This window comes from Salinigranum rubrum (assembly GCF_002906575.1).
Taxonomy (GTDB): Archaea; Halobacteriota; Halobacteria; order Halobacteriales; family Haloferacaceae; genus Salinigranum; species Salinigranum rubrum.
In genome coordinates this window covers 2,817,814-2,830,417 of sequence record NZ_CP026309.1, presented here as the reverse complement: position 1 = coordinate 2,830,417, position 12,604 = coordinate 2,817,814, and the positions used below count along the sequence as shown (strand labels likewise).

General features: G+C 64.9%; 12 protein-coding genes and 2 pseudogenes. 3 read left to right on the top strand and 11 right to left on the bottom strand.

The features are described 5' to 3' along the window. Positions 1-44: 44 nt before the first annotated feature. The 10 genes and pseudogenes from C2R22_RS13905 to C2R22_RS13860 form a co-directional block, all read right to left on the bottom strand. On the bottom strand, positions 45-1,214 hold the full coding sequence (locus tag C2R22_RS13905; RefSeq protein ID WP_103426287.1) for a Gfo/Idh/MocA family protein: 1,170 nt from the start codon (positions 1,212-1,214) through the stop codon (positions 45-47). A gap of 365 nt (positions 1,215-1,579) precedes the next feature. Next, positions 1,580-2,470, bottom strand: a complete 891-nt coding sequence (locus C2R22_RS13900; protein ID WP_103426286.1) for an energy-coupling factor ABC transporter ATP-binding protein — start codon at positions 2,468-2,470, stop codon at positions 1,580-1,582. After that, a complete protein-coding gene (locus C2R22_RS13895) occupies positions 2,467-3,282 on the bottom strand; it encodes an energy-coupling factor transporter transmembrane component T family protein (RefSeq protein WP_103426285.1) in 816 nt (271 codons plus the stop codon). The genes C2R22_RS13900 and C2R22_RS13895 overlap by 4 nt, the downstream gene beginning before the upstream one ends. 2 nt (positions 3,283-3,284) lie before the next feature. After that, positions 3,285-3,608: a cobalamin transport operon protein gene (locus C2R22_RS13890; protein WP_103426284.1), complete on the bottom strand. Its 324-nt coding sequence runs from the start codon at positions 3,606-3,608 to the stop codon at positions 3,285-3,287. Continuing rightward, positions 3,608-4,288, bottom strand: a complete 681-nt coding sequence (locus tag C2R22_RS13885; RefSeq protein WP_103426283.1) for an energy-coupling factor ABC transporter permease — start codon at positions 4,286-4,288, stop codon at positions 3,608-3,610. Before C2R22_RS13885 ends, C2R22_RS13890 begins: the two co-directional genes overlap by 1 nt. 156 nt (positions 4,289-4,444) lie before the next feature. Continuing rightward, a pseudogene (locus C2R22_RS13880) lies at positions 4,445-5,118 on the bottom strand (ABC transporter ATP-binding protein). 104 nt (positions 5,119-5,222) lie between these two features. Further along, on the bottom strand, positions 5,223-6,065 hold the full coding sequence (locus C2R22_RS13875; protein WP_103426282.1) for an ABC transporter permease: 843 nt from the start codon (positions 6,063-6,065) through the stop codon (positions 5,223-5,225). After that, positions 6,062-7,093 (bottom strand): ABC transporter substrate-binding protein, encoded by a 1,032-nt coding sequence (locus C2R22_RS13870; RefSeq protein WP_103426281.1) that lies wholly within the window; start codon positions 7,091-7,093, stop codon positions 6,062-6,064. Before C2R22_RS13870 ends, C2R22_RS13875 begins: the two co-directional genes overlap by 4 nt. A 96-nt stretch (positions 7,094-7,189) precedes the next feature. Beyond that, positions 7,190-7,627: pseudogene (locus C2R22_RS13865) on the bottom strand (erythromycin esterase family protein); the annotation flags it as partial. A 13-nt stretch (positions 7,628-7,640) separates the two neighbouring features. Further along, a complete protein-coding gene (locus C2R22_RS13860; RefSeq protein WP_103426279.1) occupies positions 7,641-8,816 on the bottom strand; it encodes an FG-GAP repeat domain-containing protein in 1,176 nt (391 codons plus the stop codon). A gap of 216 nt (positions 8,817-9,032) precedes the next feature. On the opposite strand from C2R22_RS13860, the gene C2R22_RS13855 reads away from it, so the two are divergent. Then, the gene (locus C2R22_RS13855; protein ID WP_162562502.1) at positions 9,033-9,332 is read left to right on the top strand and encodes a hypothetical protein; all 300 of its coding nucleotides are present in this window, start codon (positions 9,033-9,035) and stop codon (positions 9,330-9,332) included. 151 nt (positions 9,333-9,483) lie between these two features. On the opposite strand, the gene C2R22_RS13850 is transcribed toward C2R22_RS13855, so the two are convergent. After that, positions 9,484-10,239, bottom strand: coding sequence for a glycosyltransferase family 2 protein (locus C2R22_RS13850; RefSeq protein ID WP_162562501.1), 756 nt, complete (start codon positions 10,237-10,239; stop codon positions 9,484-9,486). A gap of 598 nt (positions 10,240-10,837) precedes the next feature. Here C2R22_RS13850 and C2R22_RS13845 point away from each other — a divergent pair. After that, on the top strand, positions 10,838-11,170 hold the full coding sequence (locus C2R22_RS13845) for a hypothetical protein (protein WP_162562500.1): 333 nt from the start codon (positions 10,838-10,840) through the stop codon (positions 11,168-11,170). After that, on the top strand, positions 11,155-12,591 hold the full coding sequence (locus C2R22_RS13840) for a carbohydrate-binding domain-containing protein (protein ID WP_103426275.1): 1,437 nt from the start codon (positions 11,155-11,157) through the stop codon (positions 12,589-12,591). Before C2R22_RS13845 ends, C2R22_RS13840 begins: the two co-directional genes overlap by 16 nt. Positions 12,592-12,604 lie beyond the last annotated feature (13 nt).

The window sequence follows — 12,604 nt, the reverse complement described above, 5'->3', positions numbered from 1 at the left end:
CGGCGAGTCGGTAACCGCCACTGGGGATTGAACGAGCGGTTCGCTCACGAAGACGAGGCACTCGACGACGGCTGAACCGGGAGGTGACCGTCGGTAACCATCTCTTCGAGCGGGTTCGTTTCGACGTCGAGCGGGAGGTCCACCCGTCCGCGTCGACGGGCGGACTCCCACGCCGCGAAGATAAGTTCCGTCGCCTGCAGCGCGTTACTCGCCGAGAGTTCCGACTCGCGCGACTCGGCCAGCGATGCGACGACGTCCGCGATGGCTCGGTCCACGAACGTGGACGGCTCCGGAACGAGGCGGTCGGCGGGGACGAGCGGAAGCCTGTCGGCGACGAACCGGACGGCGGCGGAGGCCCGACTGCTCGTCGGGCCGTGAACCGTATCGCCCTCGGTATCGACGGCCATCCATCCCGTGGTCGAACTCGACCGGAACCGAAGCGGTGGTCCGTCCTCGTGCCCGATTTCGATGACGCCGTCGTCACCGACGAGTCGCATCTGGCTCCGGAGGAGACTCTCGGCTCCGGTCGACGCCATCCCTCCCACGCCGTTTTCGTACCGCCACTGGACGATGGACTGGTTCTCGTTGTGCATCCCGAACTGGACGTTCTCTTCGGAGTAGTCGATCTGACCGAGCACGTACTCGACCGGCTCCTGTTCCGTGAAGTACCCACAGAGATCGAACAGGTGCGACCCGTAGTCGTACAGGTTTTTCCCGCCGACCTCGATGCGTTCGAGCCGTCCGATCGAGCCGTCGTCGACCAGGACCTTCGCCTTCCGAAACGGGTGACCGAACCGTCGCTGGTGGTTGAACGTGAGTTGGATGTCGTGTTCGTCGCAGACGCGGGCCATCTCGCGGCACTCGCCCCACGTGCCGGCCATCGGCTTCTCGCAGTGAATCGCTTGCGGGACGTCACTCTCCGCACAGCCGATGACGATGTCCGCGTGAATCGCCGGCGGGACACAGACGCTGACGATGTCGGGTTCGGCCTCCTCGAGCATCGTCTCGTACTCTCTGAACACCCCGTCCTCGTCGATGTCATACTCCGCCGCGAACCGTCGTGCGTTCTCGATGACGATGTCCGCACAGGCGGCGACACGACACGACTCCAACCGACTGTACGCCCGTGCGTGACGGTACGCCATCGCGAACCCGTCCGTGCTGGGGTCGTCGGGGTCCGCACCGGTACCGACGAGTGCCACGTCGTATGTCACTGGTAGGACCTGTGGAAACCACATATTTAAAAATAGCCTTGTCGAGACTCGGGACCGTCCCGATTCTGAGCGGCACTGCCTGCTGACCAGGGAGGGCGTATCGGTCGAGCCGTTCTCACCGTCACAACTGCGACGCTACCGGATCACCGTGTCCACGCTTCACACGCAGCGGAACGCTCCTCTCGGCGGTGACGGGGCGTCGTCGGCAGGTATCGACCGCGCGCAGACCGGGGTCCGAGGATACCGATGCGCTGGGCGACCACATCCACGACCACGAACTTCACCCACGTCCGCGGAATCCACCGAGTGAACGGCTCGGTACCCGTCACCCGAGACGTAGTCGTGTGAGCCGCCAGAGGAGGCGCTCAGTCTCCGCCGCTGCAATCGAGCGACCCCGCTCGAACTGTCCCGGACGCAGCAGCGCGGTCGGCGAGGAGCGTCACGAGGTCGGCTTCTGTGACTGGCTGAGTGCTGGTATCGAGCCCCGCGTTCCGGGCGATGCGGACCGCCGCTGGCGGGTGGAGGTTCGCCCGCTCCAGCAGCGCGTCGTCGTAGAACACCTCTCGGGGCGTCCCGCTTCCGACGACGTTGCCCGCTGCCATCACGCAGACCCGGTCGGCGATTTCGGCGGCGAACTCGAGATCGTGGGTCGACACCACCACGCTGATACCCTCCCGGTGGATCTGACGGATCCGGTCGGCGACCAACAGCGAGCGTTCCGGGTCGAGGCCCGCCAGCGGCTCGTCGAGGACGACCACGCTCGGTTCCAACACGAGCACGCCGGCGAGGCCAACGAGGCGTTTTTCACCACCGCTGAGATAGTGCGGGATTCGCTCTTCGAGGTGTGCGGCGTCGACAGTCGCCAGTGCTTCACGTGCTCGTCGTTTGGCCTCCTCTCCCGACACGCCGTAGTTCTGGAGACCGAACATCACGTCGTCCAGCACCGTGGGAGCGACCAGTTGGGTGTCGGCATCCTGAAAGACGAACCCGACCTCCCTCCGGGCGTATGCCTTGTTATCCTCGGTGATCGCCGTGCCGCCGACGACGAGTTCGCCCTCGTCGGGCACCAGCGTCGCGTTCAGATGTTCGAGGAGCGTCGACTTGCCCGCCCCGTTGCCCCCGACGAGCGCGACCACCTCGTCGTGGTGTACGGAGAAGTCGACGTCGTGCATCCCGACCGTCCCGTCTGGGTACGTGTGGGCTTCGCACTGGAGGTCGACCAGCGGCGTCCGTTCCCCCGCGTGGTCGGCGCTCATAGCTGGACCACCCCATAGACCGCGACGAGTCCGTAGAGCACGACGCCGGCGTAGCAGGCGACCACGACGAAGAGTTCACGAGGCGGCGGACGCGGGACGTCGCCGTACAGCGTGATGTCGCCATCGTAGCCGCGGGCCTCCATCGACTTGACGAGCCGTTCTGAGCGCTCGATCGCCGTCAGCAGCGTCATCCCGAGGATCCGAGCGTAGGTCCTGCGGTTCGCCCAGAACTCCGAGAGGGATGCGCCGCGGGCGAGCACGCCCTTCACCAGGTCCTCGAGCGTCTCGATCATGACGAACGTGAACCGGTAGGTGAGGAGGGCGACCTGGTCGACCGGTCGGGGGAGGAGGCGACCGAGCAGATAGGCGATGTCGGCGTACCGGGTGGTCATCGTCGTGGTCAGCGCGAACGTGGCGACGGTGAGCGACCGGCAGGTCAGCTCCCCGAACAGCGAAGCGCCTGCCCACGTGACCGACAGCTCTCCGACCGGGGTGGCGAGCGCCCCGCCGATCGGTACCCCTGGTTCGAGGAACGCGAGCGGTCCCGCCACCGAGACGACGAACAGCAACGGCAGCGTGTACCAGTAGACGAGCCGTCCGTACGGGAGCCCGGAAATCCCGTAGACCGCGAGCGTCGCTGCGTAGAGGCCCGCGAGTACCGCGAGGCTGTCGACGACGGTCACTGCGAGGACGAGCGCGCCGACGACCCCGACCTTCGTCCACGGGTTGACCCGGTGGAGCGGCCCCTCACGGTGCTCGGCGTAGGCCGTGATGAGCCGCGGGTCCGGGACGTGGTTCGAGAGAGTCGTCACGGTCACCGGGTCGCACGGTCCGACTCATCGTGCTCACGGTAGCGGTCGGCGTACACGTACAGGCCAATCCCGATGACCGCGAGCAAGACGACGACGCCGACGAACTCGAGCATCATTCCGCCGTTGCGGATCGGACCGGCGACGACGATGCCGCGACCGGTGTCGACGAGTGCACCGCCGCTCTGCTGGACCCCACGTTGGAGCGCCTGTGCGGAGCGATTGGCCCAGGGGAGTGCGCCGCCGGTCGAGGTGAACCCCCAGAGACCGGCAGCGAGGCAGACTGCGAACAACCCGGCGAGCCCGCCGTACTGCTTCCAGCGGTCCATCAGGCGGTCACCCCGGTGGACTCCTCACCGGCGGTGCGGTCTGCGAGGCCGACGAGGTCGGGCCGAACCGAGGCGAGGAACTGGACGACGAAGCCGGTCAGGACCCCCTCGATGACGGCGACGCCGAGGTTGAGCCCGACTAAGCCGGCGACGGCAATGGTCAGGTCTCCGCGGGGCAGCGCGCTGCCGTTCACGCCACTGATGACGATGATAGCGCCCATCAGGACGGCTCCAGCCGAGAGGCCAAGCGTCGCAGCGCTCGCACCGGCGGGGAAGACGTCCCAGTCCATCCGCAGCAGGGCTTTGAACGCGTAGTAGGCGACGATCGCTTCGGAGGCGTTCACCAGCGTGTTAGCCCCGAGCAGGCCGACAGCGCCGTGGCCAAGCGCGGCCGAGAAGATGTTGACCACCAGCGCGATAAGCGCACCGAGCAACGGCCCAGCGAGAATGCCCACGAGGCCGGTGAGATTCATGTGAATGCCGCCCCACACGGGGATGTTCAGCTGGAAGATCGCGAAACTCGCCGCCGCGCCGATTCCGGCGAGGGCGATCTGGTGGGTCTCAACTCCGCCCTTTCGGACCCGGTAGACGACCGCGCTAACGAGTGCGACACCGAGGGTCGTCCACAGCACGAGCGCCCACAGCGGGAACGAGCCTTCACCGAGATGGATGTGTGCCATATCTATGTTACTAATTCATCCGTCGAATATAATAAATTTGCCATTGTTAGATGGATACAGATAATAATTATTCGGGGTGAGAACGAATACAGTTGATAACGAGTCGGCCGTACCTCCAACGCTTCCGCAGCTATTCGTTACGTAGAGCTGGCAACATCAGCAGCCTGTGCTACGTGGACCTCCGAGGTGGTCCCTGATCCGTGCGACGTAGTCGACGAAGTCGTGAGCCGTCCGTTCGCGCGGGCGCGCTAGGTCGATGGAGACGGTCGAGTGGACGGTGCCGGGGTCGGCGTCCATGACGATGACCCGATCAGCCAGCGTTACCGCCTCGTCGATGTCGTGGGTGACGAACAGGACGGTTTGAGCCGTCTGTGACCAGATGTCGAGCAGTTCGCCGTGTAGCCGGTCCCGAGTACGGGCGTCGACACTCCCGAACGGTTCGTCCATCAGCAGGATCGCCGGATCGACGGCGAGCGCGCGGGCGATCCCGACGCGCTGTTTCATCCCCCCGACAGTTCCTTCGGGTACGCGCGCTCGAACCCGTCGAGCCCGACGAGGTCGATCAGTTCTCGGACTCGCGCCTCGCAGTCCGGACAGTCACACGCGGGCCGATCAAGGCCGAACCGGACGTTGCCGCGCACGGTCCGCCACGGGAACAGCGCGTACTCCTGAAACACCATCCCCCGGTCGAGACCGGGACCGGTGACCGGGTCCTCGCCGACGAGCACTGACCCGCTATCGGGCGTTTCGAGCCCAGCAATCGTCCGCAGCAGCGTGGTCTTTCCACAGCCAGACGGGCCGACGACGCAGCAGAACTCGCCTTTCGCCACGGAAAACGAGACGTCTGCGAGCGCCTGCGTCGAGTCGTACGTTTTACTGACGTTCCGGACGGTGATCTCCCCGCCGGCCTCCCGTTCGGACGCGGAGGCGCGACTCAGCGCCACGCGAGAACCCTCCGCTCGACGAGTCGAAAGCCGACGTCCATACACAGGAAGGCGAGGCTGATGAGAAACATGTAGGCGACGCTGGTCGCCATCGCGAGGTTGTTCGAGGCGTTGACGATTTCGTAGCCGACGCCGGGCGCGCCGAACAGTTCGGCCCCGACGACGATCATCCAGCAGCGACCGATGCTCGTCCGGAACCCGGTCAACACCTGAGGCGCGGCGCTCGGCAGCGCGACGAGTCGTAGCATCGAGAGGTCACGCTCGACGCCGAGCGTCGAGGCGGCGTCCGTCAACTCGCCCGAGACGCCTTCCACCCCTCCGTAGGCGCCGTAGAAGTTGATCCAGAACGCCCCGACGAAGACGATGAACGCCGCGCCGGTGTGGTGAATCCCGAACCACACGATGGCGAAGACGATCCACGCCAGCGGGGGAATCGGGCGAAGCACCCGAACGAGCGGCTGTATCCAGTCGTCGAGGGTCTCGTTCCAACCCGTCGCCAGTCCGAGACCGATCCCGGCAGTCGCCCCGAGGAGCAACCCGGGAACGTAGTGAAACAGCGTCTGTGCGAGGTGTGCGAGCCCAGTCGGGAGGACGACCTCGGCACGCACGACGGGCACGACGACGGAGGTCGAGGTCGCGAACAGTTCGAGGAACGCCCGGGTCGAGTCGAGCGGCCCCGGCACGAGGTACGACGGCTGGGTCGTCGCCGCGCCGACCCACCAGACGGCGAGAAAGATGCCGAGGCCGCCGAGCCCCCGGAGATGTCGACGGAGTTCGCTCTCGAACCGGGTGGGCTCGGTCGTCTCGGTGCTGACACCCGTCCTGAGACTCATGACTGGAGCGCGTCGTAGGCCTCGACGGCGAACAGGTCCTCCGTCGGGACTGGCTCGTCGATGTTGCCGACGCTCGCGACGAACTCGCCCATCGTCGCTGCCTGGTCGGTGACGGTGTGCGGATTGGAGAGGAAATCGGCGGCGCGGGACTGCATCGCCGCCGCAGCGAGGTCCTCGTTCACCCCGGCACCGATCACGGACGCGGCGTGGCTGGCAGCGATGTCCGGCGATTCGGTCGTGAACTCGGTCGCCGCGACGTGCTGTTCGACCAGCGATTGGGCGACCTCGCTGGCGTCGATCACCCGCTGGTTCGCGAACAGCACCGTGACGGGATGATCTTCGAGGACGCTGCCGGACCACGCGAGTTCATCGAACGCGTCGTCCTGGCCGATGATCGTCGCGAAGGGCTCTTGCACGACCGTCGCGTCGATGTCCCCGGACTGAATGGTCTGGACTGCCTTCGCTGGCGGGACCGTCGACTTGGCGATGACGGACTCCATCTCGCCGACGCCGAGGGCCTCCTGGACCCAGTACCGGAGGACGATGTCAGGGACGCTTCCGTCCGGTGGGGCCCCGAATCGGATCTTGCGCCCCTCGGCGTGTTCGAACCGCGCGAAGGTGGCCGGGCCTTCTTCTTCGAACAGGTCGGCGATTTCGGCCGTCGCCATGATTTTGAAGCCGTTCCGGGAGTTCGCTGCGAGGATTCCGGCCCGGGTTCCCTTGTCGACGAGCACCATCGCCGGGGTGATGCCGAACAGGGCGACGTCCACGTCGCCGCTGGCAAACGCCTTCACGACACTCGGGCCGGAACTGAAGCGTTCGAACGTGACGTCGGCCGGGACCTCGTCGTAGTAGCCCTCCTCGGCCATTACGTAGTGTTGCATGTTCGGATAGATCGGCACGTACGCGACAGAGAGGGCGTCGAGCGTTCCACCCTCGCTCCGACCGAGACAACCGGCGATACCTGCAACCGCGACCATGCTCGCGCCGGCACTGTGGAGCGCCTTCCGTCGAGTGAGGGGCGTCATCTGATTATTAATTCTATACAACAAAATAATAAAGGCTATGATTATGAATTAGATATTTATTATCTCGGGAGGAGAACGGGTGAACGAGTCGAGTCGTCACTCCGACAGCGGTACCCCTGAGAGACGGACGGGCTCACCGAAGACGCGTATTCTCAGACGCGTTCTCCGCGGAGACGGCTCCGTTCGAGCGCTTTCTCCGAGCGATAGCGGCGACGTCTCGTCGACGAAGACGACCCAGTCGAACCCGCTGAGGTCGGAGGAGCGATAGTGTACGGGGCTGTCGCCATCGGGATGTCCGCCCCAGATATCGTGTCGTTGTGGCTGTGTCCGAAGCCACTCCCGTACTGACGGAGCGTCGTAGAGTTCGTCGACCGAGACGGAGAACAGCGGGTCGTCGACCCTTCGGAACACGTCTGGAATCGACCCTGGCGGTGGAGACGGGATGGGGTACTCGACGATGTCCCTCGTTTCTCCGTCCAGCGCGGCTACCACCCCGCCTCCGAGTTCGAGTCCGACCGGGGTCAACCGTCCCCGCGTCCGCTCCCGGTTAGGGTTCGTTGTACCAGACGTCCACGTGGGCGGTCTGGAGGGTCGGACCGTACGACTTCCCGGCGACGTCCAACCGACCGTCGTCGTTCATATCGACGGCCTTGGCCTCGTGGGTGGCGACGCCGTCGGCGACGACCCGCTCTTCGAACTGACACTCTCCGTCGTTCACGAAGAGGTAGTGTGTCGGGTTCTCGTTGTCGCTGATACCCATCTCGGCCACGTAGATGTCGACGGAACCGGAGCCGGTGAAGTCGCCGACCTGAAGCGAGTGTGGGTTGACGAGCTCCTCGTGGAGGAACGTCCCGGTCCAGTCGTCGCCGTCTCGGTCGAACCAGGCGACGCGTCCCAGGCGGGAGCCGAGCGCCGGCGAGTCCCCCTCGGAGTAGACGAGTTCGAGCTCTCCGTCGCCGTCGAGGTCGGCGACCGCGACCCGGTTGTCGTCCCAGCCCGTCGCAACCGCCTCGCGCGTCCACTCCTGACCGGCCGACGAGGGCTGGTGATAGATCTGCGTCCCGGCGAGGATCTCGTTTCGCCCGTCGTCGTCGACGTCGACGATCGCCAGCCCCTCGACGCGGATGTCGTCGTCGACGACGGTGAGATGCGAATCGGGCCACGGTTCCTGGAACGGGTCGTCGGGGACGTCGTAGTAAAACACCGTCTCGCTCTCCTGTGACAACCCGACCAACTCGGCGTCCCCGTCGCCGTCGACGTCGCCGAACGCGACGTCGTGATACTTCTCGAACCGGCTCGTGACGTGGTGTTTCGACCACTCCGCTCTGGGGTCCGTGGGCTGTTCGAACCAGTAGATGTCGTGGTCGTTGAGTCCCTCCCCGGCGACGATGTCGAGGCGGCCGTTGCCGGAGACGTCGTGGAGGGTCCCGGCGACGTCGAGTTTGAGCGTCGGGTCGGGTGAGATTACGTGCCGTTCCCACCCGGGATTCTCGTACCAGAAGAGCTTGGTCTGTGTCTCGTGGACCGCACGGAAGCGCCGTTCGATCAGCGAACGGAGCCGTCGAAGCGGCGGGTCGTCGGAGGTGATGGGCTCTCGTCCGAACGGGCCGTGCCCGCCGACGATGACGTCCGGACGACCGCTTCCGGTGAGGTCTGTCGTCAGACAGAACCCGAGGTGATCACAGGGCGGATGTGAGTCGATTCGCTCGTGCCGAAAGCGCATTCTGTCCCTTCCGTCCGCCTACCGGATAATAAATCGCCCGCCTCGATAGCGTGTGCGACCCGCTTGCCCCGTGTGACTATCGATCGCTGGCGCGACGGGTGGCGTCTCGTCAGACGGGGGAGTCGCTGCTCGGAACCGTCGTCCGCTCCGCGGGACGAATACACAGGATAAATACGCACCCGGAACGTACCGGTGCTAACACGTGGAACTGATACGATGGTCGATTGGGACACAGCCGAATCCGACGGAATGAGTCTCACCCGAGGGCAGTTGGTTCCTGTCGTCGTAGCGGTGTGGCTGGGAATCGCGTACGGACTGCTCGTGTTCATCGGCGCCTACACCGTCGAACTCTACTTCACCGTCTCGTTTATCGGCTTTCTCGTCATCGGGTTCCTGTTTGCGCCCCCGCAGACGAGCCGACGGTGGTGGTCGCTGTTCCGGTTGGTCACGGTCCCCGCCCTCCTCGTGTTCGGGTACATCGTCTTTCAGCGCATCATGGCCGTCGTCCAGGGTTAGGGTCACAGTCCGGTCGTTCTCGTGTCGGCCGAGCGTTCGTCGCACGCAGTCTCCACTCCGAACGAACGTCACACGTCTCTGAGACCGTTCGACGGCTGTTCACGTCGGTCGCCCTCCCGTCGGACTCACCTCGCTCGACGAACTGGGGCGATCAACCCAGCCGACGCTCGTTGTACACCCGCGAGAAAATGTTCACGAGCAGCACGAGGCCCTGAACCACTGGATTGTGCGTGTTCGCGTCCTGGACGTCGTACGTGATGTTGATCGGGGCTTCGACGATTTCGTGGCCGGCCTCGGCGGCCTCGAAGAGGATGTCGATACTGGCGTCCATCCCCTCACCGAGCGTCTCCGACTGGCTCATCGTCGCGATCGCGTCGGCGTCGTAGATCCGGAAGCCGCTCTGTGTGTCACTGATGCGCGGGGTCGCGTACGCCAACTGCAGCCCGAAGTTGGTGAGCGTGTTGATCACGCTCAGGCCGAAGCGACGGTACAGGGGGGCGTCGCTCTCGGACCCCGGTGCGAACCGACTCCCGATGACGACCGATGCACCGGTCGAGTGCTGGGCTTCGACGATTCTGGCGAGGTCGCTCGGGTCGTGTTGCCCGTCGGCATCGAGGATCGCGAGGTGGTCGACGTCGCGCTCGTCAGCCTCCGTGAATATCGTCTGGAGGGCGGAGCCGTAGCCCCGGTTCTGCCCGTGTTCGACGACCGTCGCTCCGGCGGTACGCGCGAGCGCCGCCGTTCGGTCGCTGCTTCCGTCGTCGACGACGATCACGTCATCGACGTACGCGTGCGCCTCGGTGACGATGTCCTCGATGGTCGCTTCCTCGTTGTACGCGGGGATGCCGACGACGACCGAACAGGTGGTTTCGGCCGTGGGCGCCGGAGAGACGATCTCCCGTGTCATATTAGCTGGTGAGTCCGCACGGCCGTCGATACGAGTCGGCCGAGACGTTCGGTTTCGGGTAGGGAACCATGTATGTGCATGTATTGGGGGCATTTGGCGGGATGAATCCTGCTCTCTTAACCGTTGGCAAGTCTATTGGACAAGATCTGGTATCCTGCCATCGTGAACGTTTGATGTGCTTGAACGATTGGGTGCGCGCTATATCGGTATAGTCCAGTTACCCCAGTCTAACGACTAGTTAACTGCCCCGTCCGCTCCGGTGACACGCGCGTTCACGCAAATTTCGCCGGATGATGGACCGTCCTTCCCGGTGAACCGGCCACGGCCGCGGTGAGTGAACTCCCGCGCTCGTTTCCCGGCGTCGCGCGACGCGGGAACCGACGCCGAACGGTCGTCGGCACGGATAAACGACGGGCGGAGTCGGGACCGGGAGAACGCGACTCGATGTCGTCGAAGCGACTCGTTACAACGTCGTTAAAATCTGTTTTGATTGTCTCAAAAGGGCGTGAATGCCTCAATTATCGATGCTAGCTAGGTAGATATCTGATTTGATATTTTAAACTGAACGCTTAACTTTAATCTCCGTCTCGTGACCCTCATGAGAAGGGAACAATCCGAAGAACCAGACCAAGCTAGCCAAGACGATACCGTTCGGTTGAGTCGCCGGTCGTATCTGAAGATGGCCGGGCTCTCGGTCGCGGCGGCAGCGGCGATAACCAACCAGTCGAACGGGGCCACGGTACCGGACGCGACGCGGATGGGAATCTACGGCTACGGCGGCAATCAGGTCTTCGAACAGCAGGGGTCGCTCACCGTGAGCGGGTTCTCCGGCACGGTTCAGGACCTCACCCCACGAGCGAGTCCGAGTCGAACGACCGACAGGCGACGGCGGACAAGGTCAGTCTCGGGTCGACCGTGTCGGCGGCGCTGACGCCGGCAGAGGTCGACTGGTACGCGTTCGAGGCGGCCGCCGGCCAGACGGTCGTTATCGAGTTGGACCGGGACGAGGACGACGGCATCACGGCGCTTATCCTGTACGACTCCGACGGCGACTACCTCAACCTCAAATACGTCGGAACGGGTCAGCCAGAGCGGATCGACCTCGATTCGGCGCCGAAAGCCGGGACGTATTTCGTGCAGGTCGTCGACGTTCAGTCCGGGAGCGGCCCGTACACGCTCACCGTGCAGGACGCACAGAACATCACTCCTGAGCCGACGGCGACGCCGACGCCCGAACCGACGGCGACGCCGACGCCCGAACCGACGGCGACGCCGACACCCACGCCGGTACCCGAGCAATCCCCCTACTACGGGACGGTGCGGGACGGAACGGACCGCATCGAGGCAGAGCAGTACGACGAGGGAGGCGAAGGCGTCGCGTATCACGACACCACTGACTCGAACCAGGGCGGCGCGTACAGGGACGGTGGGGTCGACATCGAGCGGACGGCCGACGACAACGGCTACAACGTCGGCTGGATCAAAGACGGGGAGTGGCTCGAATACACGATCACACTTCCGGCGGGGTCGTACGACTTCGAGGCTCGCGTCGCCTCGTGGGGAACCGACCGCAAACTGCGCGTCCTCCTCGACGGCAGTGAACTCGGCGTCGTCGACGTTCCCGAAACGGGCGGGTCACAGAACTGGCAAACCGTGACGCTCCCGAATCTCGAGGTCAGCACGGACGGGGAACACGTCCTCCGCGTGGAGGCTGTCGGCAGTGGCTTCAACCTCAACTGGGTTCGGTTCGTCACGCGTGTCCCCGAGGTCGAACCCGGACAGACGCCGTACGGTGGGGCCGCACGGGCGATTCCGGGACGCATCCAGGCCGAAGACTTCGACGAGGGCGGACAGGACGTCGCGTTCAGCGACACCGACGACGTGAACCGACTCGGGGAGTACCGCGCTGCCGGTCCGGACATCGAACTGTCCGGCGAGGCGTCCGGCGACTACAGCATCGGATGGACGGCGAGCGACGAGTGGCTCGAGTACACCGTCGACGTCACCGCGGGGACGTACGACGTCTCCCTGCGGGTCTCGTCGGCCCGGAGCGGAAAGCGGATTCGGGTCACGCTCGGCGGTGAGGCGCTCGGCGTCATCGAGGTGCCGAACACGAACGGATGGAAGAACTGGACGTCCGTCACTCTCAGCGGCGTCGATATCAGCGCCGAGGGGCTGCAGATCCTCCGTATCGAGTCGCTCGACGGCGACTTCACCTTCGGCTGGATCGAGTTCACGCAGGCGGTCGTCACGCCGACCCCCACGCCGACCGTGACGCCGACACCCACACCTGAGGCCACCTTAGGTTCACAGGGATACGGCGAGTTCGGCTACGGCGGCATGGGCGATTAGTCGCCGGATTGAG

What these genes read in the sequence shown, in the direction of transcription:
- C2R22_RS13900 (WP_103426286.1), bottom strand. Translation starts at nt 2,470, where the DNA reads ATGAGCGCCGACCACGCGGGGGAACGGACGCCGCTGGTCGACCTCCAG.
- C2R22_RS13860 (WP_103426279.1), bottom strand. Translation starts at nt 8,816, where the DNA reads ATGCGCTTTCGGCACGAGCGAATCGACTCACATCCGCCCTGTGATCAC.
- C2R22_RS13870 (WP_103426281.1), bottom strand. Translation starts at nt 7,093, where the DNA reads ATGACGCCCCTCACTCGACGGAAGGCGCTCCACAGTGCCGGCGCGAGC.
- C2R22_RS13885 (WP_103426283.1), bottom strand. Translation starts at nt 4,288, where the DNA reads ATGGCACACATCCATCTCGGTGAAGGCTCGTTCCCGCTGTGGGCGCTC.
- C2R22_RS13890 (WP_103426284.1), bottom strand. Translation starts at nt 3,608, where the DNA reads ATGGACCGCTGGAAGCAGTACGGCGGGCTCGCCGGGTTGTTCGCAGTC.
- C2R22_RS13855 (WP_162562502.1), top strand. Translation starts at nt 9,033, where the DNA reads ATGGTCGATTGGGACACAGCCGAATCCGACGGAATGAGTCTCACCCGA.
- C2R22_RS13850 (WP_162562501.1), bottom strand. Translation starts at nt 10,239, where the DNA reads ATGACACGGGAGATCGTCTCTCCGGCGCCCACGGCCGAAACCACCTGT.
- C2R22_RS13875 (WP_103426282.1), bottom strand. Translation starts at nt 6,065, where the DNA reads ATGAGTCTCAGGACGGGTGTCAGCACCGAGACGACCGAGCCCACCCGG.
- C2R22_RS13845 (WP_162562500.1), top strand. Translation starts at nt 10,838, where the DNA reads ATGAGAAGGGAACAATCCGAAGAACCAGACCAAGCTAGCCAAGACGAT.